Annotated in this window: 23 protein-coding genes; 8 read left to right on the forward strand and 15 right to left on the reverse strand. The window is 51.8% G+C overall.

All coding sequences use genetic code 11. The features are described 5' to 3' along the window. Positions 1-20: 20 nt before the first annotated feature. From AC0VXT_RS17195 to AC0VXT_RS17205, 3 genes are all read right to left on the reverse strand, one after another. Positions 21-545, reverse strand: a complete 525-nt coding sequence (locus AC0VXT_RS17195; protein WP_022731071.1) for an acyloxyacyl hydrolase — start codon at positions 543-545, stop codon at positions 21-23. Between the two features lie 82 nt (positions 546-627). Beyond that, positions 628-1,590, reverse strand: coding sequence for a prolyl aminopeptidase (gene pip, locus AC0VXT_RS17200; protein WP_475546404.1), 963 nt, complete (start codon positions 1,588-1,590; stop codon positions 628-630). A 76-nt stretch (positions 1,591-1,666) separates the two neighbouring features. Continuing rightward, on the reverse strand, positions 1,667-2,602 hold the full coding sequence (locus AC0VXT_RS17205; protein ID WP_475546405.1) for a hypothetical protein: 936 nt from the start codon (positions 2,600-2,602) through the stop codon (positions 1,667-1,669). A gap of 111 nt (positions 2,603-2,713) precedes the next feature. Here AC0VXT_RS17205 and AC0VXT_RS17210 point away from each other — a divergent pair, with 111 nt between their 5' ends. Then, on the forward strand, positions 2,714-4,159 hold the full coding sequence (locus tag AC0VXT_RS17210; RefSeq protein WP_475546406.1) for a M48 family metalloprotease: 1,446 nt from the start codon (positions 2,714-2,716) through the stop codon (positions 4,157-4,159). A 110-nt stretch (positions 4,160-4,269) separates the two neighbouring features. On the opposite strand, the gene AC0VXT_RS17215 is transcribed toward AC0VXT_RS17210, so the two are convergent. From AC0VXT_RS17215 to fdxA, 3 genes are all read right to left on the reverse strand, one after another. Beyond that, positions 4,270-5,073 (reverse strand): hypothetical protein, encoded by an 804-nt coding sequence (locus tag AC0VXT_RS17215; RefSeq protein WP_475546407.1) that lies wholly within the window; start codon positions 5,071-5,073, stop codon positions 4,270-4,272. 102 nt (positions 5,074-5,175) lie between these two features. Beyond that, a complete protein-coding gene (locus AC0VXT_RS17220) occupies positions 5,176-5,676 on the reverse strand; it encodes a CarD family transcriptional regulator (protein ID WP_475546408.1) in 501 nt (166 codons plus the stop codon). Between the two features lie 311 nt (positions 5,677-5,987). Further along, the gene (fdxA, locus tag AC0VXT_RS17225) at positions 5,988-6,323 is read right to left on the reverse strand and encodes a ferredoxin FdxA (RefSeq protein ID WP_022731065.1); all 336 of its coding nucleotides are present in this window, start codon (positions 6,321-6,323) and stop codon (positions 5,988-5,990) included. 325 nt (positions 6,324-6,648) lie between these two features. On the opposite strand from fdxA, the gene AC0VXT_RS17230 reads away from it, so the two are divergent. The 5 genes from AC0VXT_RS17230 to AC0VXT_RS17250 all read left to right on the forward strand — a co-directional run bounded on the left by AC0VXT_RS17230 (position 6,649) and on the right by AC0VXT_RS17250 (position 12,252). Further along, entirely contained in the window at positions 6,649-9,123 is a 2,475-nt protein-coding gene (locus AC0VXT_RS17230; RefSeq protein ID WP_475546409.1) for an EAL domain-containing protein, read from the forward strand. 69 nt (positions 9,124-9,192) lie between these two features. Then, positions 9,193-9,567: a response regulator transcription factor gene (locus AC0VXT_RS17235; RefSeq protein WP_417824810.1), complete on the forward strand. Its 375-nt coding sequence runs from the start codon at positions 9,193-9,195 to the stop codon at positions 9,565-9,567. Further along, positions 9,564-10,187 (forward strand): chemotaxis protein CheC, encoded by a 624-nt coding sequence (locus AC0VXT_RS17240; RefSeq protein WP_475546410.1) that lies wholly within the window; start codon positions 9,564-9,566, stop codon positions 10,185-10,187. Before AC0VXT_RS17235 ends, AC0VXT_RS17240 begins: the two co-directional genes overlap by 4 nt. A gap of 14 nt (positions 10,188-10,201) precedes the next feature. After that, entirely contained in the window at positions 10,202-11,824 is a 1,623-nt protein-coding gene (locus AC0VXT_RS17245; RefSeq protein ID WP_475546411.1) for an ATP-binding protein, read from the forward strand. A 44-nt stretch (positions 11,825-11,868) separates the two neighbouring features. Then, positions 11,869-12,252, forward strand: coding sequence for a MerR family transcriptional regulator (locus tag AC0VXT_RS17250; RefSeq protein ID WP_475546412.1), 384 nt, complete (start codon positions 11,869-11,871; stop codon positions 12,250-12,252). 27 nt (positions 12,253-12,279) lie between these two features. On the opposite strand, the gene AC0VXT_RS17255 is transcribed toward AC0VXT_RS17250, so the two are convergent. Continuing rightward, positions 12,280-12,681 carry a YbaN family protein gene (locus AC0VXT_RS17255; protein ID WP_475546413.1) on the reverse strand — a complete coding sequence of 134 codons (402 nt, stop codon included), beginning with the start codon at positions 12,679-12,681 and terminating at the stop codon, positions 12,280-12,282. A 154-nt stretch (positions 12,682-12,835) separates the two neighbouring features. On the opposite strand from AC0VXT_RS17255, the gene arfB reads away from it, so the two are divergent. Then, positions 12,836-13,252 (forward strand): alternative ribosome rescue aminoacyl-tRNA hydrolase ArfB, encoded by a 417-nt coding sequence (gene arfB / locus AC0VXT_RS17260; protein ID WP_475546414.1) that lies wholly within the window; start codon positions 12,836-12,838, stop codon positions 13,250-13,252. A 34-nt stretch (positions 13,253-13,286) separates the two neighbouring features. Here arfB and AC0VXT_RS17265 read toward each other — a convergent pair whose 3' ends face one another. Then, complete coding sequence (locus tag AC0VXT_RS17265; protein WP_475546415.1) at positions 13,287-13,880, reverse strand: TetR/AcrR family transcriptional regulator; 594 nt, start codon at positions 13,878-13,880, stop codon at positions 13,287-13,289. A gap of 191 nt (positions 13,881-14,071) precedes the next feature. Here AC0VXT_RS17265 and AC0VXT_RS17270 point away from each other — a divergent pair, with 191 nt between their 5' ends. Next, positions 14,072-14,854, forward strand: a complete 783-nt coding sequence (locus AC0VXT_RS17270) for an acyl-[acyl-carrier-protein] thioesterase (RefSeq protein WP_475546416.1) — start codon at positions 14,072-14,074, stop codon at positions 14,852-14,854. A 36-nt stretch (positions 14,855-14,890) separates the two neighbouring features. On the opposite strand, the gene AC0VXT_RS17275 is transcribed toward AC0VXT_RS17270, so the two are convergent. From AC0VXT_RS17275 to AC0VXT_RS17305, 7 genes are all read right to left on the reverse strand, one after another. Then, complete coding sequence (locus AC0VXT_RS17275) at positions 14,891-15,514, reverse strand: ribonuclease HII (RefSeq protein WP_475546417.1); 624 nt, start codon at positions 15,512-15,514, stop codon at positions 14,891-14,893. A gap of 59 nt (positions 15,515-15,573) precedes the next feature. Continuing rightward, positions 15,574-16,107, reverse strand: coding sequence for a GNAT family N-acetyltransferase (locus tag AC0VXT_RS17280; protein WP_475546418.1), 534 nt, complete (start codon positions 16,105-16,107; stop codon positions 15,574-15,576). 78 nt (positions 16,108-16,185) lie between these two features. Continuing rightward, a complete protein-coding gene (locus AC0VXT_RS17285) occupies positions 16,186-16,590 on the reverse strand; it encodes a Na+/H+ antiporter subunit G (protein ID WP_022731053.1) in 405 nt (134 codons plus the stop codon). A 12-nt stretch (positions 16,591-16,602) separates the two neighbouring features. Beyond that, positions 16,603-16,872 (reverse strand): K+/H+ antiporter subunit F, encoded by a 270-nt coding sequence (locus tag AC0VXT_RS17290; RefSeq protein ID WP_022731052.1) that lies wholly within the window; start codon positions 16,870-16,872, stop codon positions 16,603-16,605. Continuing rightward, entirely contained in the window at positions 16,869-17,363 is a 495-nt protein-coding gene (locus tag AC0VXT_RS17295; protein ID WP_022731051.1) for a Na+/H+ antiporter subunit E, read from the reverse strand. Before AC0VXT_RS17295 ends, AC0VXT_RS17290 begins: the two co-directional genes overlap by 4 nt. Before the next feature lie 17 nt (positions 17,364-17,380). Continuing rightward, positions 17,381-18,913: a monovalent cation/H+ antiporter subunit D gene (locus tag AC0VXT_RS17300; RefSeq protein ID WP_475546419.1), complete on the reverse strand. Its 1,533-nt coding sequence runs from the start codon at positions 18,911-18,913 to the stop codon at positions 17,381-17,383. Further along, the gene (locus tag AC0VXT_RS17305; RefSeq protein ID WP_022731049.1) at positions 18,913-19,269 is read right to left on the reverse strand and encodes a Na+/H+ antiporter subunit C; all 357 of its coding nucleotides are present in this window, start codon (positions 19,267-19,269) and stop codon (positions 18,913-18,915) included. Before AC0VXT_RS17305 ends, AC0VXT_RS17300 begins: the two co-directional genes overlap by 1 nt.

The following is a 19,269-nucleotide window of genomic DNA, read 5'->3' on the forward strand; positions in this document are numbered from 1 at the left end:
TATTCGTACTCGTTAGGCGACTATTCAAAAATGCGTTCGATCGGGAACGAATAAGTCAGCGACAGAATTTCTGTACCCGGATTTTCATCGCCGATACTCGCATTCGAGATGTGTGAGATGCCAAGGCTCAGACGTTCGTGGCTGTCAAAGCGGAAACCAAGTTCAAGACCAGAGCGAAACTCGATCCAATGACCAAGGTCTTCACCGTTCCCCTGATGATATGCCCCGACAGAGGTATAGACACTCGAGACGAAGTGATCCCCCCAGAGCACGTCAACGGCCAAACCGCCATATCCGTGAACCGCACCTTCGGAGGTTACCATCACACCGCCAATCGGGCGGGTCACATCAAACATTGCGTGCTGGGCGCGGTAATCAAGACGAAACTCGGCTGCTTCTTCATCCTGAGTGATATCGACCATACCGGTCGAGAACTCAAGCAGCCCCGAATCGTTGTTATTACCCAAAATCTGCTGCGCGTGCGCAGTACCCAAAAACCCAAAAAAGACACAAACTGCAAGCAGTTTCCCCAAGCCCAGCTTCATCAATCACGTCCCCATGAGATCAATCAATAAGATATTCTAGCCAAGGATTTAACAGACACAATCAAACATTGGAACGAAAATCCTATTTTCCCGCAAACCGAGAACCATCAAATCTGTCGGTTGCCCGAACCAGTTCACGGACAATCCCAGGTTCGCTTGCTGCGTGACCAGCATCATCAACCACAAACATCTCAGCCCCGGGCCAAGCCGCATGCAATGAAAATGCTGAGGTCGGCGGACAAACAACGTCATAGCGACCCTGCACAATGATCGCAGGCAAGTGCGAAATGCGTCCTATATTGCGCAAAAGCTGATCTGGCTCAAAAAAGCCCCGGTTTACAAAATAATGATGTTCAAGTTTTGCCAAGGCCAATGCGATCTGATCACCCTCGAAATCTTCGACCAAGCCATCATCGGGCAAAAGGGTACAGCAGGTTGCCTCGAATGCAGACCAGACTCGGGCTGATTCAATTGCGATATCTTCGCCTTCTTTGCCTGCAAAAATATCGTCATAGCGATCAAGTAATTTCTGCCAACCCGGATTTTTCTGGAATCCAACAATCTCGATAAATTTACGCTCCGCTTCCGGAAAGAAACGCCCCATGCCGTCCATAAACCAGGCAATTTCCGTTTCCCGGCACAGAAAAATCCCACGCAAAACGAACCCAAGAACATTCTCGGGATGGGCCTGCCCATATGCCAGCGCCAATGTCGATCCCCACGATCCGCCAAACACCAGCCAACGGTCAATGCCACGATCTTCGCGCAGGGCTTCAATATCCCCAATCAAATGATCTGTGGTGTTGTTTTCAAGACTGCCAAATGGTGTTGATTTCCCGGAACCACGCTGATCAAGCAAAATCACCCGATATTTTTGAGGATCAAAGAAACGATGGCTGTTGACCGAGATCCCAGCGCCGGGCCCACCATGCAGGAAAACAACCGGAATACCGTCCGGATTTCCGACCTCTTCCCAGTAGATTTCATGACCATCATCACGGACAATCCAGCCGGTTGCATGGGGAGTAACGTCTGGATAAAGCACGTGGAGACCTCATTCATTGAGTTTGGTAAATGCCAGAAATTACCTTTCTCATGATTTTGACGGCAATAACAAGCACCTATTGTGCCTCAACGCACAACCAATTGAGGTTTCGAAGTGCGATATAAGGACCGCCGCGGTTTTCAATGACACCTCGAACCCGAACTTTCCGACCAATCCAATCATCAAGAGCTTCTTTAGAGCCGACCAATACATCACGAAGATCAGAACCAATTGCGATGGTGAAGTCACGTCGCCAGTCCTGCCCGAAATTGAGGTAACTGCGCCATTCCTGATGCTCGACACTGACAAGAACTGCATCAACCACAACAAACCGGCCAATCGCATCTTTTACATCCGCAAGGTTTGAACGTCCCCACAAGGTTTTGTCTGAGGCACCTGCAACAACATAAGGAGGCTCATCCATCGCATCATCACGCCACATACCCAGCCCATTGGAAATGGCGGCATCTTCTACTGCAATCAATCGGCCCATATCATCGGAAGTTTCAAGCATCAGCAACGCCAACCCCTTTGACAACAGCGCTTCCTGCCAGATTAGAAAGGAATTTGGAGAACCACTGCGAATGCGGACAGGAAGACGATTAAGGTAATCTGCCTTTGCGGTAATCTTGGCAATTTCGACCGGTTCCTGACTAGCTTTTTTCAGCCAATTAAATGCAGCGGCCTCGAACTGCGGTACAAACGCGATATCAGACAATCGAAGCGGTTGTTTTGCAAAATCAGGCGCAAAAAGCTGGTCAACCGCAACAGGAGGCAACAACTGATACGTACTCCATGATGATGACCCGCTCCCGGCAGCCATACTGTCAGCACCATCAGAGTTTACACCGGCCCCACAGCGCCAATCGCTTGCTTGAGCCCTCCCGACTGGCATCAGAGAAACCAGTAAAACCAACATCACTTTGAAAGCGCGCACCACCTTGGCCGTAAAATTTCCCAATTTCACCGCGTAGGATAAAGACTGCGAATGTGTTGATCGGTTCTGCAACACGCGTTACCAATTCTCATGAAATTCTGTCTGGCGTTTGATTCAAACTTACGCGGCAAAGCAACGAGAGGAAAGACATCAATGGGTTGGCTGCATTCCATACACAAACGACACGTGGCGGCATTGTTTGCGGCAGCCAGCCTTACGGTTGGCCTTGCGGGGTGCTCGACCAATCGTGCAACCGGCGAAGACAGCTTTACCGCCTTTATGTCTCCAGACGAAGAACGCAAGATCGGGGCACAAGAACACCCGAAAATGGTCAAGGAATTTGGCGGGAAATACGATGAAAAGGACCTGCCAGCCTATGTCACTAAAATCGGTGAAAAACTGGTCGCCGTGTCAGAAACACCCGATGAGAAGTTTACATTCACGGTTCTTGATTCCCCTGTCATCAACGCCTTTGCGCTTCCGGGGGGATATGTCTACATCACGCGTGGGCTTACTGCACTTGCCTCAAACGAAGCAGAACTTGCAGGCGTTCTTGCCCATGAAATCGGCCATGTGGTTGCCCGCCATTCCGCCCAGCGCTATAGCCGGGGTATGATTACCCAGATTTTGGCTGGGGGGCTTTCGGTTGCCATAGGCAATGGCGCTGGGGAGATTATTGGCACCGGTGCGAACGCTTATTTGAAATCCTTCTCGCGTGAGCATGAACTGGAAGCAGACATGCTGGGCGTGCGCTATATCACGCGGGCAGGATATGACCCTGACGCCATGGCAACCTTCCTTGAAAAGCTGCGTGCGCATTCGCGCCTTCAGGCCGTGCTTGCGGGACGTTCACCCGATGATGTCGATCAGTTTGATTTCATGGCGACACACCCGCGTACACTTGACCGCATACAACAAGCCCATGCGCAGGCCAATGTCACCCCGGTTGCCAACCCGGAACTGGGCACCGTGCGATACATGACCGCCATTGATGGCATCCTGTATGGCGATGGTCCGGACCAGGGTTATATCCATGGTCCGGAATTCGTTCATGTTCCGCTTAACTTCCAGTTTGAAGTTCCCGATGATTTTTCCATGATTAATCAGCCAACGGCCGTGGTCGCGCGCGACAAACAAGGGGCGCAAATCGTCTTTGAAGGAGCGCCCGAAGCGCGGGACATGCGCCTCGATAACTATCTTAAAAGCGCATTTTCAAAACAGATAACACTTCAGAATATCGAAATGCTTGATATTAACGGTCAGGAAGCCGCGACCGGAAGTGCTGATGTTTCACTAAGCTCTGGCGCTGCGCGGTTGCGCGTGGTCGTTATCCGGCATGAAGACTCGACCTATCAGTTCCTGTTCATCATGCCTTTGGACAAGGCAGACTCATATAACGTCGCATTACGCCGCACGACATACAGCTTCCGTCCATTGACCCCTCAGGAACAACAGGTCAACACGCCGCTTCGCATTAAAGTACGGGCAGCAAACCCGGAATATACCTTGCAGACGTTTATTGATGACATGCAGGTTGACCGTGAGCCTGCCGCAACATTTGCGACCATTAACGGCCTGGCCGCAGACGAGGCCCCTGCCCCCAACGCTTTGGTCAAAGTCGTCAGGCATTAGCAATACCAAGACCACCAGCGGACAAAACATCAAAAGGCAGCATAATCACATGCTGCCTTTTTTCGTATTCCAATGACCGTCCTGACCAACCGGCGGCAAGGCCAAGGTATTTAAATGCTTTCGATGCGATCAGAAACCTTACCCTGACCATCAAGGGCCAGAGCCAAAAGCGCCCCACCACGACCCGCACCATGGTCAACTGACAGGGTGAATTCACGTTCAATCAAACCGGTTTGACTACCCGATGCGCCGCGCACAATACGCGCACAGTCGTAGTACCGGTCCGTGATGCTTTCGAACATCGACCCGCCCCACCAGAACGTATCGGTCTGTCCGGTCAAGGGACGCGATCCGTCAAGGCCCGCATGGACAAAGATCAACCGACCGTCCGTGGTATAGGCAGCATGTTTAAGATCGGCCAAAAGGGCACTGTGCCCGCTGTAACGACGCAGCGCATCGGCAAATTGTGAGGTCCATTGCGAAATAGCGTGCGCGCCTTGACGCATAATCGACTGCACATTGACCGGGTCAAAACCATAGGCCCGGATCGTACCAGCAACACCGCGCGTCAACATCCAGTCAAAAACTTCACCCGGGTTAGGAGCAAACTGGATTTGTTGCAACTTGGTGACCATTTCTTCTGACGCACCACGTAGAAAAACGATGTCAGCAATATCAATGCCGTCAATCGCAATAAAGTAGCGACGAAACAACAGAAGCTCGTTGATGGTGGCGATGACAGTTTCACCCGATCCATCGCCCCAGTAATTCCCAAGATAGACCAGCCGGTCGCCCAGGGTGATGCGCGGGGCAAGCTTTTGATGAACTGCCCGCAACGCGTCATGATCACCATTGATCGCGCCGACAACCCAGATTCTTTCTGCCGGCTTAATCGGCGCCAGAACTGCACTCATCGCTGTAACCTGCCTAAAACAAAAACAAAACCGGCCCCGAGGATATCAAGGATACCTTGTGGGCCGGTTTTTATAAATAGGTGTGTAAGGAAACGTCTGCAATCAGGCAGCTTTGTACAAAAGCTTTTCAAGTTTGCCAGATGCCTTGTCCTTATCAATTTTTTCAATCGCAGCCAATTCGTCAACGAGGCGCTCAAAGGCTGCTTCGTAAATCTGACGTTCAGAGAACGACTGTTCCGGCTGGGTTGCGCTGCGATGAAGATCGCGCACGACTTCTGCGATGGAAACAGGGTCGCCTGAATTGATTTTTGCTTCGTATTCCTGGGCACGGCGCGACCACATGGTGCGTTTTACGCGTGCACGCCCCTTAAGGGTAATAAGTGCCGAGTCCATCTGCTTTTTAGAGGAAAGCTTACGGAGACCCGAGTTGCCCACCTTATTAACCGGCACACGCAAAGTCATGCGGCTGGATTCAAAGGTAATTACATAAAGGCGCAATTCCTGACCCGCGATTTCCTGGGTTTCCAGACCGTTGACACAGCCAACACCGTGCGCAGGGTAAACAACGTAATCGCCAACAGTAAAGGGCAACTTATCCGACATCAAGCATCCTTCCGGCCGTATGAGACCTGGTCATTCAACTGTAACACTATAGACCCAGTGACGCGAAGAGCTGCACACGACCAAGCTTTTGGCAAAGTCGCGGTTTCAGACAGGGGATATTAAACGGGGATCCGGTAAATTCGGAACGAGCCTGTCGAGCCCTTAAACGCGAGTTGGAGACAATAACACAAAGAGCCGGTGTTTCACAGAATTTTTCCGTGTCACCAGCTCAATGCAGCCATGCAAAGGGCCAAACACCGACACAGGATTGACCCAAATATGGTTTAATTCTTGATGGTTATGCGACTTGATCAGTCACCTTTACCAGGTGCTTCACTGAGCATTTCGGTTTTACCCGTTTTGCCATTCCACTCGTCCGCATCAGCCGGCGCATCCCCTTTACGGGTAATATTTGGCCAGACTTCAGCGAATTTCCGGTTGATTTCCAACCAGTTGTCCAAGTTCGGTTCCGTATCAGGAATAATCGCCTCTGCGGGGCATTCCGGCTCACAGACACCGCAATCAATGCATTCGTCAGGATGAATAACCAAAAAGTTATCACCTTCATAGAAGCAATCGACGGGGCAAACCTCGACGCAGTCCTGATACTTACACTTGATGCAGTTTTCCGTCACCACATAGGTCATGGTGTAACTCCGTACAGGTTGCTGGACCAGATTGCGGCTGCACCCGCGCTTGGCCTTGTTCTCTCTCGGGCATTGGGTTATCACGCACGGCCTTTGTGTGCAACTCCATTAAAATCCCATTTTTTTGCGTAGTATTGCCAGTTTGATGCAGTGCAGAAACATCGGCCAGCAAGATATAGGATATTTACCTTCGAAATTCTGCGCAGACCATACAGATTTCTTTGCTCTTTTCCAGTTCTTAGGGCCTTGGGACAATTGCTTTTAACAACACAACGCCATAGTGTGCTTTTAACTGATTGGGAAAAGTGAATATTTGGGGTTCGGGGTGTCTAACGAAAACCTTGATCAGCAACAACTTAAGTGGCTGGATCGCCTGTCTGTAAAACAGGCACGCATTGCGGTCGCCATTACCCTGCTTATTGGCCTGCTGCTCAGTGCTATTCAAATCACCCTTGATCTTCGCGAAGAACAAACCCTGATTGACCGTACCGTTAATCAGGTTCTTGCGACTTTGCGCGAATCCGCGACACAGGCGGCGTACGGTCTTGATGAAAATCTGGCCTCGCGCGTTATTGCCGGCTTGTTTGAATATGAGCCGGTCTATGAAGCGGTCTTGCGCGACAATTTCGATAATGTCCTTGCCCGCCATTCGGAGCCACCAAGCAGTTCCAGCCGGTCCCTGCTGACCAGATTAATGTTTGGCGACAATCAGGAATATGATGTTCGTCTTGAAACAGGTCCGACCAGAGAACTGGTCGGATATTTAAGTGTTCAAATCGATACCAACCTGATTGCCGAGGGTTTTATCAATCGTGCAACACGCATCCTGGCATCAGGTATTTTACGAAATCTGCTTTTGGGGCTGGTATTGGTTGCGTTTTTCTATGCGACACTGACCAAACCACTTTTGCGCATTTCGGCGACACTGCGCAAGATTAACCCACAACATCCCGATCCCCAGAGCATCGTCGTCCCGGTCAAACATGACCGCGATGAGCTGGGTATGATTTTGCATACCACGCGCAATCTGATCGACAGCATTTCGACAAACCTTACCAAGCTGCGCGTTACCGAACAGCAAGTCCGAGACCGTGAATCGCAACTTAACGCCATTGTTCAGAATGTTGCTGACGGGATTCTGACGATCTCACTGACAGGTCGTATCGTCGAATACAATGCTGCCATCCGGCCCCTACTGGGGTTGATGCGTGATGAAACCCCCCAAGGACGCGCCTTGCAGGAATTTATCGCCCCGCGATCAATTCCGACACTTGAACACACCCTTGAAGAACTCGCCGCATATGATCCGAGCGTTGAGATAACAGAAAAACGCATCATCTTACCCATCATTAGGATAGACCAACGCGAAATTGACGTTTCTTTTGCCTTCCGCCCGATCCCTGATGCGGCAACCCCGCTCATTACAGCTGTTCTAAACGACATTACCGTGCGCAAGCGCTATGAAGAACAGCTGGTCTATATGGCCAACCACGACACGCTGACCAATCTGCCGAACCGCAGCATGCTTGAACACAGCCTGTCCAATGCGCTGGCGGTACACCAAGATGACAAAGACCGACGCCACGGCGCAACCGCAGTTGTCTTTATCGACCTTGATCGTTTCAAGGTAATCAATGACAGCTTGGGACATCATGTCGGGGACCTATTGCTCAAGGCTGTGGCGCTACGACTGCAAAAAGTCATTGGCCGTCAGGAAATTGTCGGGCGTCTTGGCGGGGATGAGTTCCTGATCATTATTCCCGATCTAAAGGAAATGCAGGATGCCGCCAATTTGTCGCAGGCCGTGCTTGACGCACTGACACCAGCCTTCGATATCAAGGGACGTATTCTGTTTGTCACCCCATCCATCGGCATTGCGCTTTATCCATCCGATGGTGAAGATTTCCCAACATTGATGCGCAACGCCGATACTGCGATGTATAGCGCGAAATCGGGGGGTGGCGGCACCTATCACTTCTTTACCAAGACGATGAACGAAAGTGCGATGGCGCGTCTTGTGATCGAAAATGATCTCCGGGAAGCCCTCGCAAAAAATCAATTTGAGCTGCATTATCAGCCCAAGGTCAACCTTAAAACCGACCAGATTTGCGGGCTTGAGGCGCTTATCCGCTGGAAACATCCTGGGCGCGGCTATATTTCGCCGATGCAGTTCATCCCGGTGGCAGAAGAAACCGGACTGATCGGCAAGATCGGCGAGTGGGTTTTCGAGGAAGTCTGCCGCCAGATTGGTGAGTGGGACGCCGCGACTGTCCCGCCGGTTCCGATTGCGATCAATGTGTCACCACGGCAATTGATGGAAGGCCGGATCACGCAAACGATTGCGCGTATTCTTGAACAAACCGATACACCTGCTGCACGTATCGTGCTTGAAGTTACCGAAACCGTGATGATGCAGGAAATCAAGAAATCGGCTACAATCCTTGAAGAACTGCGCCACCTTGGGCTGCAAATCGCGGTTGATGACTTTGGCACGGGCTATTCATCCCTGGCGTATCTTAAACGCCTGCCGATCAATTCCATCAAGATTGACCGGTCGTTTGTCCGCGACATCACAGTGGACAGTGATGATGCCGCCATCACGCGCGCAATTATCATCATGGGCCATAATCTTGGCCTGCAAGTGGTTGCCGAAGGTGTTGAAACCATAGAACAAATGGACTTTCTGCGCGACAGTGGGTGTGACGAAGTTCAGGGCTTCCTGATTGCAACACCGCTGCCTGCACATGAGGCGGTTCACCATATTATACGTCTGTCCGCCAAGGCCGATATTGAACCATAAGTCGTTAACACCAACGAAGAAGCGCAACCTGCGCACCACATTCAAACGTCTGGTTATCCGAGAAGCAAAATGGCCCCACAAAAATCCGTCCTGCTCATAGATGACAGCAAATTCGCCCGGCTTCTGGTCAAGGCATTCATATCCAGCAATTTTGCGGGGTGGGAAATTGACGAGGCCGAAGATGCGGCAAAAGCCTTGGCGATGGTCGCGGAAAAATCCTACGATTATCTGCTGGTCGATTTCAATATGCCCGGCATGAATGGCCTTGAGCTTTGCGAGAAGTTACGTGCGCAATTTCCTGATACCGTGATAGCCCTTCTGACGGCCAATATTCAAAAAGAAATCCAGAACAAGGCCGAAAGCATCGGTGTTGATTTTCTAGCAAAGCCACCGACCGAAGAAAAAATTCGTGACTACATCGCGGCCAAGGAAGCGGACCGATGATTGACCTCACAGAACTCGAACATGACACCATCAGTGAATTGATCAACATCGGTGTTGGTCGGGCCGCATCATCCTTGTCCGAAATGGTCGAGCAACCGGTTGAACTAACCGTTCCGCGCATTACTTTCGTCGAACGGTTTTCTGATACTGACCTTGCCAAGGCGCCAACTGAAATTGTTTCTGCCGTCAGTCAGACATTCGATGGCCCCTTTAAAGGCGAGGCCATGCTGGTCTTTCCCGAAGAACGCAGCCTGGAACTCGTGCGCAGCCTTTTGAAAGTTGACGTTCCGCTTGAGGCCTTGACCGATCTTGAGCAAGAAGCCCTGATGGAAGTCGGAAATATCATTTTGAATGCCTGCCTTGGCAGCATTTCAAATGTGCTTGGTGAACCGATAAATTGTTCAATGCCATCATTTCGCAAACGCGAAAGCCGATCGTTGCTGGATCAAGATGACGTAGGTAGCCAAACTGGCAAAAGACCAGTCTTGATGATCTTGCATGTGCAATTCATGCTGCGTCAAAATGACATTGATGGATATGTCCTGTTTGTTATGGATCTGGATTCAATCCAGATGCTCAGGGAACTGGTCCGTCGTTTTCTGGCCAATTCACTTGGTTAACCGGGTCGAGATGAATGAAAAAAACGACGCCAACATCGTTGGACCACAGAACGCTGTCGGACAGTCTCGATAGATCAGACAATGCCGCCGAACTTTATAGCGCGTTGCTTGATACAGCAGACAACGGTTCGCTTGCGATTTCGCAGGATGGCGCGATTTGCCATTGGAACAAATGGATGCAAAACCGGTCTGATCTGGCACCGCATCAAGTTCTTGGCAAACAGCTTGTCAACGTTTTTCCTGAAACCCGATTGGGTCGGGTCAGTCAGGCGATTGAAGACTGCCTGAAATTTGGCATGCCCGCCGTTATTTCCCCATCGCTTAATCAAGGCGCCCTGCCGTTAAAGCCCCTGCCCCAATTTGCTGCAAGCTTTGATCGCATGGAGCAATCAATCCGCATCCATCCAATCAAGACCAGCAGCAACGGCACACTGTGTTCGTTGACCATTCGCGATGTTACTCTTGCCGTTCAACGCGACCGATTGCTTCGCCAGCAGACCGCCGAATTGGCTGATCTTGTTACCCAAACCAGACGCAGCGAAGGCCGGACACGTGCGATTTTGCAAAATACCATTGATGCCATTTTGGTGGCGTCAGATGATGGCAATATTGAACCCCTAAACGCACGCGCGCAGGAACTTTGCGGGCCCGAAGGCGACCCGGAACTACGCAACATCATTCGCTTTCTTTTGCCTGACAGCGAACACATCACCCCGTCGCCACCACCAAAGGATCGACTTTTGACTGACCTTGGAACCGGGGTGATCGAGGTTCTCGCCTGCACGTCGAGCGGGCGCAACATACCTCTGGAAGTCGCGATCAGTCATTTTTCCGCTGATGAACGCTATCACTACATTATTACTCTGCGCGATATTTCCCAACGCAAACGCCATGAGATGGAAATTCAGCGCACCATGGCTGAACTAGAACGTTCCAACAGCGAACTTGAACAGTTTGCCTATGCCGCGTCCCATGACTTGCAAGAACCACTGCGCATGGTGTCAAGCTATACCCAGCTCATCGCCCGACGGTATGAAGGCCAGCTTGACGATACAGCCGATGAATTCATTCATTATGCTGTTGACGGCACGCAACGTATGCAACGCATGATTGATGATCTTCTGACCCTGTCGCGGGTTGGGCGGCATGGTAAGCCGTTCCACGCGGTTTCTTTACAAGCCCTGTTTGATGCGCTTGTGACCAACTTCAAACGTGCAGGGTCCGCACCCGAAGGCAATATCATCCGCGAAGGAACCCTTCCCACCATCACCGGCGATGCCAGTCAGTTACTGCTGCTGTTCCAGAACTTGGTATCCAACGGCCTGAAATATAGTGACCCCGAAGATGGCAAAGTACGGGTATTTGCTAAGGAAACCCCAAACAGCTACCGCGTTTTTGTCGCCGATAACGGGATCGGGATTGAAGAGCAATATCACGAAACCATTTTTGAGGTTTTCAAACGCCTGCATGGCTATGGCGATTATGCCGGGACAGGAATTGGTCTGGCAATTTGCAAGAAGATCGTCGATCGGCACGGTGGATCGCTGGTCGTCACCAGCACGCCGGGCGAAGGCAGCACATTTTGCGTCGAGTTTCCAAAAGAATTGCCGATTGTCGCAGCATCGGAAAGCATGTAGCTTTCAGTTTACGTAAGCGTAAACTTCAACAGCATTGAGCCCCCATGAGCGACAGTTACTCCATTACTGATCTTGCCCGCGAGTTTGACGTAACCACACGGACCATCCGTTTTTACGAAGATCAGGAACTGATCGAGCCCAAACGTCAGGGACAAACCCGCATTTACAGCCAACGTGACCGGGTGCGTTTGCGTCTGATCATGCGCGGCAAGCGGCTTGGTTTCTCATTAAAGGAAATACGTGATCTTCTTGATCTGTATGATGGCGACCGCAGCGAAATCACCCAGTTGACCATCCTTGTGTCCAAAATCAACGAACGCCGCGATGCGCTTCGCACACAGCGCGAGGACATTGATGCGACACTTGATGAACTAGATAAACTTGAAGAATCCTGCCAAGGCGAACTCAACCGCAAGAAGACCAGCTAAGATCAAGCGCCCCCAGATTGGTCCGCTTTACGGGTTGCCCGCCGTTGGATTTGTGACTTTCACAATCCGGGGTTCTGATGGCCGCGACAGGATAAACAAACTGACCGGAACAGCGACCAGCACCTGAACCATCACGACCCAACGGCTTTCGACAAAGATCAACGATACCGCAATCACAACAAAGAATGCCAACATCGCCATACATTTGGCCCGCCGACTGATGACACCATGATTGTTCCAGTCACGAATTGGGCCGCCAAACCGGGGATGATTGCAAATCCAGTCGTGCAGCCTTGGCGATCCCTTGGCAAAAAGCCAAGCGGCCAATAACATAAACGGCGTCGTTGGTAAAAGCGGTAGGAAAATACCCACAACGCCCAATCCAATTGCAAGCCAGCCAAGACCAATATAAATATGCGAAAAGCGCACCGTCGATTTCCTGTTTACAGCCCGTCACGCCCCTGACAGGCTAGACCCACGTCAATGTAGGCGTAGTAATTGCGAAATTCAATTAATAGCCGACTACTACACTCAGTTATGTTAACCGCCCCGGTTACGCCCTGAAAATCTTTTACGGTTGCCCATGCTTGAGATCGAAAAAGGCCTTTATCTGGATGAACGCCATCTGAATTTTCAGTTCGTGCGCGCATCGGGGCCCGGCGGACAAAATGTCAATAAGGTATCGAGTGCAGTTCACATGCGCGTGCGTATTGATGACCTGACCGAACTTCCTTTGCGCGTACGCAACCGCCTACGTGAACTTGCTGGAAGCAAACTGACCAACGATGGCCAGATCATCTTTGACGCCCAGCGTCATCGCACACAGGAACGCAACAAGCAAGATGCGATAGAACGATTTCTCGCCCTGTTGCGCAAAGCAGCCGAGCGCAAGAAATATCGTGTAAAAACACGCCCCAGCATGTCGGCCAAGCGCAAACGCACTGATAACAAGAAAAAGCGCGGCGACACAAAAAAAATGCGCCAGACTCCATCATATTGATGAACACGCCTGCTCTGCAAAGTTCGATCCACAATTAACTTAAGGGACTGTGCCGCAGCCAGTCTTCCATCAGTGCCGCAATCTCGACCGTATCAAGTTCACTGGCCGCCAAGCTCTGCCAAGTCGAGAACTGTAAGCTGTGGCGAACAACGGCCCGGCAAAGGTCATTGCCGCTCCGTGCCGCAGGAAGATGGCGCATGATGTCATCTTGGATAAGGGCAAGATGTTTGTCGGCAGGGCGTAATGCCTTGTCCAGATCCTCAAGCTTTCCACGATCTGACAGCAGGCCCGCCCATACGTTGCTGGTTTCGCTGTAATAATGATACAGCATGCTCAAAATTGCGATGGGCCAGTCTTGCGGGTTAACGCGGTCGCGCCAGTCTGCCGGATCTGGCATAGGGCGGCTTTCAAACCACGCCTTTAGCGCGCCTGCCATTAAATCCTTTTCTTTGGGGAAGTGGCGATAGACCGTCAGGCGCTGCACAGATGCTTTGGTTGCAACCGCACTGATTGTCGTTGCCGCGGGACCAACACCCCCATAGAGCAATAATGCCGCATCAATGATCTTTTGATGGGTATCTTGTTCCTTATCTGCGCGTTTGGTCTTGGTGTATGTCCGCGTCGCCATGATGCCCCCAGCGTGTCTGCATGTCCGCCAGACCCCAAATCCAGCACAGAAAGCAAAAAGATAACATGCCTTCGGTTTTTCAATGAACGGTTTTGCTTACCGGGCATCGACGATACCCAAACAACTCACTTTATTTGCCAACAGGCGATCATCATCCATATAAAGGTCCATCGTATTAAAAGGACGGCCCCATGACGATTGACTGGAATCATATTGCCAATGCCCCCCTGCCCGCAAATTGCGGTTGGCGCGGGACATATCGGGTCCGATATTCCGAGATTGGCGACAATGGCAAGGTCATGCTCCCTGCCCTCGCCGATTACATGCAGGATGCGGCCGGTTGGGGTGCCAGGATACTAAAACTGGCCTATGACGACACGGTAGATCAGGGGATCGCATGGGTATTGGCACGCATGGTCATCCACATCCGCGACTATCCCGGCAATGGCGAAGACATCACGGTTGAAACATGGCCATCAGGGGTATCGCGCCGGGTTGCCACCCGTGATTTTCGTCTTACCAATGCCAAAGGTGATGTGATTGGTGTCGCGCAAAGTTTCTGGGTGATGTTTGATTTGCATGAACGCCGTACTGCACAATGGCCCGACTGGATTTCCGACCGCCTGCCAAATCCACCGGGGCCGAAATTGATTGAACCACCGTTGCGGACACCGGCCACCACTGAACCACTTGCGCCGTGCGACACCATCAAGGCACGCCCGTCGGACCTTGATCTGTATGGGCACGTCAATAATGTGCGGCTGATGCAGTGGGTGCTGGGGATTGCCGGACAAAACAATCGGCCAGACTTTCATCCCGCAAGCCTCGACATTCAGTTTCGAACCGAATGCCGCGTGCATGAACGGGTTGAAATCAGACATTGCGATGGATTTGCCGCCATTACCCGCGACGAAGACGGCACCGATTTGGTTCGTGCCCAAATCACGCCGCGTAATCGCACCGCACTGGCTTAGGAACGATCCGGATAGCCATCAGTGACGGCCATACTCTTAACGACCGTCCATCATTGCATCGAACAAATTGGCAATCGGTTTGAAACTGCGGCGATGGTGCGGGGTTGGCCCAACATCACCAAGACCTGCCATATGCTTTTTCACCCCGTAACCTGCATTGCCTTCCCAGCCAAAAAACGGATAGCGCACAGCAAGGCGCGCCATGGCACGGTCACGCACCACCTTGGCAACAATCGACGCCGCCGCAATCGAAAGCGATTTACTGTCGCCCTTAACCACGGTTTCAACCGCACAAGGCAACCCCGGGTCACGATTACCATCGACCAATGCCTGATCGGGAAGGGCTGATAAATGGGTAACTGCGCGGCGCATCGCAACATAGGTTGCCTGCAAGATATTAATCTGGTCAATCTCCCGCACAGAGGCAGCACCGATGCCAACCTCGGCACAGCTCATGATGATGTCATGAAGTCGATCACGCTTTTTGACTGACAGCTTTTTGGAATCATTAAGTTCGTTCAAAAGAACAGCGGGCAACCGGTCATCACGTGGCAAAATGACCGCGGCAGCAACAACCGGTCCGGCCAGTGGACCCCGACCAACTTCGTCAATCCCGACAATGCGTCCGCAATACTGATCTTCAATGGAAAAATCAGGCATGATGATAAAGGCTCCCTCTTGCCTTTTGTCTAGCAGTCACGGCTCTGTCAGACAACTGATCACACATCAGACCGTTGTGGGTTTTCGATCACATACTCATCATATCCATCCTGTTTTGATCGGCACGTCATCCCGATTTTACGGGCAACACCAATGGACCCATGATTACGTTGATCAACCCCCGCCACAATACGCGGCAAGTTTAGCGTTTCAAACGCGTGTGGCACCAGAGCAAGGGCCGCCTCAGACGCAAAGCCGTTTCCCCAGTAATCGGGATGCAGCCGCCACCCGATCTCAACATCCGGCCCAACGCCATCCTCGGGGATTAAAAGTACCCAGCCCATAAAGGTGTTTGGTGCAGGTTTGGCAAAGACCGACCAGTACCCCAACTCGTCACCATAGTGCGCATTGATCCGTGTACGGACAAACGCCCTATGTTCGCTGTCCTGATCCCAAGGTCCGGGAATGTAATCGACAACACCGGGGGCCTTGTCCATGACAATACAGTCGTCAAAATCATCCATGGTTCGGGGACGCAATATCAGGCGGTTGGTTTCAAAAATCATGGCGGATGTTCCACGCAATGCTGTCATGGGGGTATCCTAACAAAAACGGCACCGAATGACGGTGCCGTTCTTAAAGTTACGTCAGAAAGTCAGAAGCCAGAAAAATCAGTTTTCCTTTTCCTGATATTCCTCGCTGGGATCGTAGCCTTCGGGCCCGACCGGATCAAAAGTCGCCCAACCTTCATTCTGCTTACTGGGTGGCAAATCCGAATGTGGATCAACATTCAACAGCATGTACGCCTTGGCGATCAGGTTGGCTGTGATCGGGGCTGTCAGGAAGATGAACAGCGTGATCAGCAATTCATGAATGGTGAAATGCCCACGCTCAACCCAGAAATACAGCATCGAGGCAATCAAAACTCCCCCGACGCCAACGGTACTGGCCTTGGTCGGCGCATGCAGGCGCGGCAACAAATCACGCAGCTTGAGCATCCCGAATGACCCGACCAGCAGGAACAATCCACCAATCACAATCAGAAGCGAGATAATGAGTTCGACGATAAATGGCATCAAAACGCTCCCTTATTCGATGATGTCGCCACGCAAGATGAACTTGCAGTAGGCCACGGTTGAAACAAACCCGAACATGGCGAACAAAAGCGCGCCTTCGAAATACATCGCGGTTCCCTTGGCGATGCCATACATCACCAGAAGGGCAATGGCGTTAATCGCCATGGTATCGACCGCCAAAATGCGGTCTGCCGTTGTCGGCCCCATGGTCAGACGCCATAAATTCATCAGCAATGCCAATGACACACAGACGAAGCCGAAATTCAGTGCATATTCGATCATTCGAAAATCTCCTTCAGGCGGCGTTCGTAGCGGTCTTTGATCTCATCAATCACACCCTGTGCATCCGGGGCATGAAGACAATGCACCAGAAGGCTTTTGGCATCGGCACTGAGATCAATTGTGACCGTACCCGGCGTCATGGTGATGGTGCCAGCCAATGTGGTGATTGCCTCGGGCGATGTCAGTTCTAACGGCACGACAACGCATTTTGTTTCAAGGCTTTCGGTTTTGCGAAACAGGATCAGCCCGGCAACAACCACATTGGCCACCAGAATATCCCACAGAACCACAAGACCATATTCACAGATCGCATACGCGTTGCGAATCTTCGGCCGGGCAGGCCAGAAACTTGCGGTGATCAAGGGGATAATCACCGCAAGGATTGCACCGAAAACAACGGCACCTGCCGAAACTTCGTTCGCCAGAAGCACCCAGACGACCAGCAAAGCCAGCGACAGCAGCGGGTGGGGAAGATAACGTTTCATCATCATGATCCTTTCAACACCACTTACTGGCCAAACTGCGCAAGGGCACCATCGCCCAGCACTGCTCGAATATATTGCGACGTATCAAATATCTGATCAGCAGTCCCGTTGAGGTAACTACTAATCGGACCGGCAAACACTGTTAAGGCAACCAAGCCACCAAGCATACCACATGCGGCAATGATCGGCAGAACCGGCCATTTCGCACCTTCGACAACGATCTCGCCTTCGAGCGATGAACTTTTCCAGAACAGCACACTGCCTGCACGGCCAAACCCGATAATGCACATCAAAGACGTCACCAGAATAACCGACCAAATCCAGACCATGGCATCACTGTCGCGCGAAGCGTCAAGGATCTGTAATTTACCGATAAATCCGCTCAGCGGCGGCATACCGGCCATGCCAATCGCCCCGATAAAGAACAGAACGGCAAGGAACCCGGACTGATGGAAAACCGGGGCGGTGTTGAGGCTGTCGCCAAACTGGCCCCGTCGGGACACGACAAGATCGGCAATCAGGAACAGGGCGGCGGCCGAAAACGTCGAATGCAGCAAATAGTAAAGGCCTGCTGAAATGCTTTCAGGGGTGAACAGCCCAATCGCTGTCAAAAGCGTCCCCATCGAGCCAATCACCGCAAAGGCAATCAGGTTGTTGAGGCGTTTTGCAGCCAAAACACCGATCATGCCAACGGCAATGGTAATCAGGGCGGCCGGCAGGATATAGGGTTGTGCGAGCCATGCCATATCACCGGCAGTGTCGCCAAAAGCCAGAGAATAGACACGCAGCACCGAATAGGCCCCGACCTTGGTCATGATCGCAAACAGGGCCGCGACCGGTGCAGGCGCATTGGCGTAGGTTCCCGGAAGCCAGAAATGGATCGGCACCATTGCCGCCTTCACACAGAAAACAAGCAATAAAACCAACGCCCCGGCGCGCAGCAACGCGGCATCTCCCGGTGCTATGTTTGCAACCTGAATGGCCAGGTCTGCCATATTCAGCGTCCCGGTCACTGAATATATCATGCCAACCCCAACCAGGAACAAGGCTGACCCAGTCAGATTGACGACAACATACTGCATGCCCGCCTTAAGACGGTCGGCCCCAGCACCATGAAGCATAAGCCCATAAGACGCGATCAGCAGAACCTCAAAGAAGACAAAGAGGTTAAACAAGTCCCCCGTCAGGAACGCACCATTCACCCCCATCAGCTGGAACTGGAAAAGAGCATGGAAATGCTTGCCGCGCTGATCCCATTCACTTGAGGCAAACAGGACAACGCCAAGCCCCAGAAGCGATGTCAGAAAAATCATCATCGCCGACAACCGGTCCAGAACCAGCACAATCCCGAAGGGTGCTGGCCAATCGGACAGGGCATACATTTCCGGTCCGTTGCCATTGGCGAAAATCAACAGCGACAAGGTCACTGCGACAAGGGCCACGGTTGCCGTTATAGAAAATACGCGCTGCAACAAAATATCATGACGAACCGCCAAAACGATCAGGGCGGCCATCACAGCGGGCAGTACTATGGGAATAACAATCCAGTCACCCATCAGTTTTTATCTCCTGCTTCGGATGGCTCGCCAACCGGTTGACCGTCAACATGATCATTCCCGATTTCAAGAAAGGTCCGGATCGACAGCACAACGATCAATGCCGTCATCCCAAACGAAATCACAATCGCCGTCAGCACAAGTGCCTGTGGCAATGGATCGGTGTATTCCGTCACACCTTCACGCAGGATCGGCGGCATATTGATGGTAAGCCGTCCCATGGCGAACAGAAATACGTTCACCGCATAGGACAGAAGCGCCAAACCAATCACCACCGGGAACGTCCGCCCACGCAGCAAAAGATATGTTCCGCACGTTGTCAGAAGCCCAATACTGCTTGCTACAAGAAATTCCAT

It is taken from the genome of Thalassospira sp. Z349TD_5 (assembly GCF_056173045.1).

What these genes read in the sequence shown, in the direction of transcription:
- AC0VXT_RS17195 (WP_022731071.1), bottom strand. Translation starts at nt 545, where the DNA reads ATGAAGCTGGGCTTGGGGAAACTGCTTGCAGTTTGTGTCTTTTTTGGG.
- AC0VXT_RS17215 (WP_475546407.1), bottom strand. Translation starts at nt 5,073, where the DNA reads ATGAGTGCAGTTCTGGCGCCGATTAAGCCGGCAGAAAGAATCTGGGTT.
- AC0VXT_RS17220 (WP_475546408.1), bottom strand. Translation starts at nt 5,676, where the DNA reads ATGTCGGATAAGTTGCCCTTTACTGTTGGCGATTACGTTGTTTACCCT.
- fdxA (WP_022731065.1), bottom strand. Translation starts at nt 6,323, where the DNA reads ATGACCTATGTGGTGACGGAAAACTGCATCAAGTGTAAGTATCAGGAC.
- AC0VXT_RS17235 (WP_417824810.1), top strand. Translation starts at nt 9,193, where the DNA reads ATGGCCCCACAAAAATCCGTCCTGCTCATAGATGACAGCAAATTCGCC.
- AC0VXT_RS17240 (WP_475546410.1), top strand. Translation starts at nt 9,564, where the DNA reads ATGATTGACCTCACAGAACTCGAACATGACACCATCAGTGAATTGATC.
- AC0VXT_RS17245 (WP_475546411.1), top strand. Translation starts at nt 10,202, where the DNA reads ATGAAAAAAACGACGCCAACATCGTTGGACCACAGAACGCTGTCGGAC.
- AC0VXT_RS17250 (WP_475546412.1), top strand. Translation starts at nt 11,869, where the DNA reads ATGAGCGACAGTTACTCCATTACTGATCTTGCCCGCGAGTTTGACGTA.
- arfB (WP_475546414.1), top strand. Translation starts at nt 12,836, where the DNA reads ATGCTTGAGATCGAAAAAGGCCTTTATCTGGATGAACGCCATCTGAAT.
- AC0VXT_RS17265 (WP_475546415.1), bottom strand. Translation starts at nt 13,880, where the DNA reads ATGGCGACGCGGACATACACCAAGACCAAACGCGCAGATAAGGAACAA.
- AC0VXT_RS17270 (WP_475546416.1), top strand. Translation starts at nt 14,072, where the DNA reads ATGACGATTGACTGGAATCATATTGCCAATGCCCCCCTGCCCGCAAAT.
- AC0VXT_RS17275 (WP_475546417.1), bottom strand. Translation starts at nt 15,514, where the DNA reads ATGCCTGATTTTTCCATTGAAGATCAGTATTGCGGACGCATTGTCGGG.
- AC0VXT_RS17280 (WP_475546418.1), bottom strand. Translation starts at nt 16,107, where the DNA reads ATGACAGCATTGCGTGGAACATCCGCCATGATTTTTGAAACCAACCGC.
- AC0VXT_RS17285 (WP_022731053.1), bottom strand. Translation starts at nt 16,590, where the DNA reads ATGCCATTTATCGTCGAACTCATTATCTCGCTTCTGATTGTGATTGGT.
- AC0VXT_RS17290 (WP_022731052.1), bottom strand. Translation starts at nt 16,872, where the DNA reads ATGATCGAATATGCACTGAATTTCGGCTTCGTCTGTGTGTCATTGGCA.
- AC0VXT_RS17295 (WP_022731051.1), bottom strand. Translation starts at nt 17,363, where the DNA reads ATGATGATGAAACGTTATCTTCCCCACCCGCTGCTGTCGCTGGCTTTG.
- AC0VXT_RS17300 (WP_475546419.1), bottom strand. Translation starts at nt 18,913, where the DNA reads ATGGGTGACTGGATTGTTATTCCCATAGTACTGCCCGCTGTGATGGCC.
- AC0VXT_RS17305 (WP_022731049.1), bottom strand. Translation starts at nt 19,269, where the DNA reads ATGGAATTTCTTGTAGCAAGCAGTATTGGGCTTCTGACAACGTGCGGA.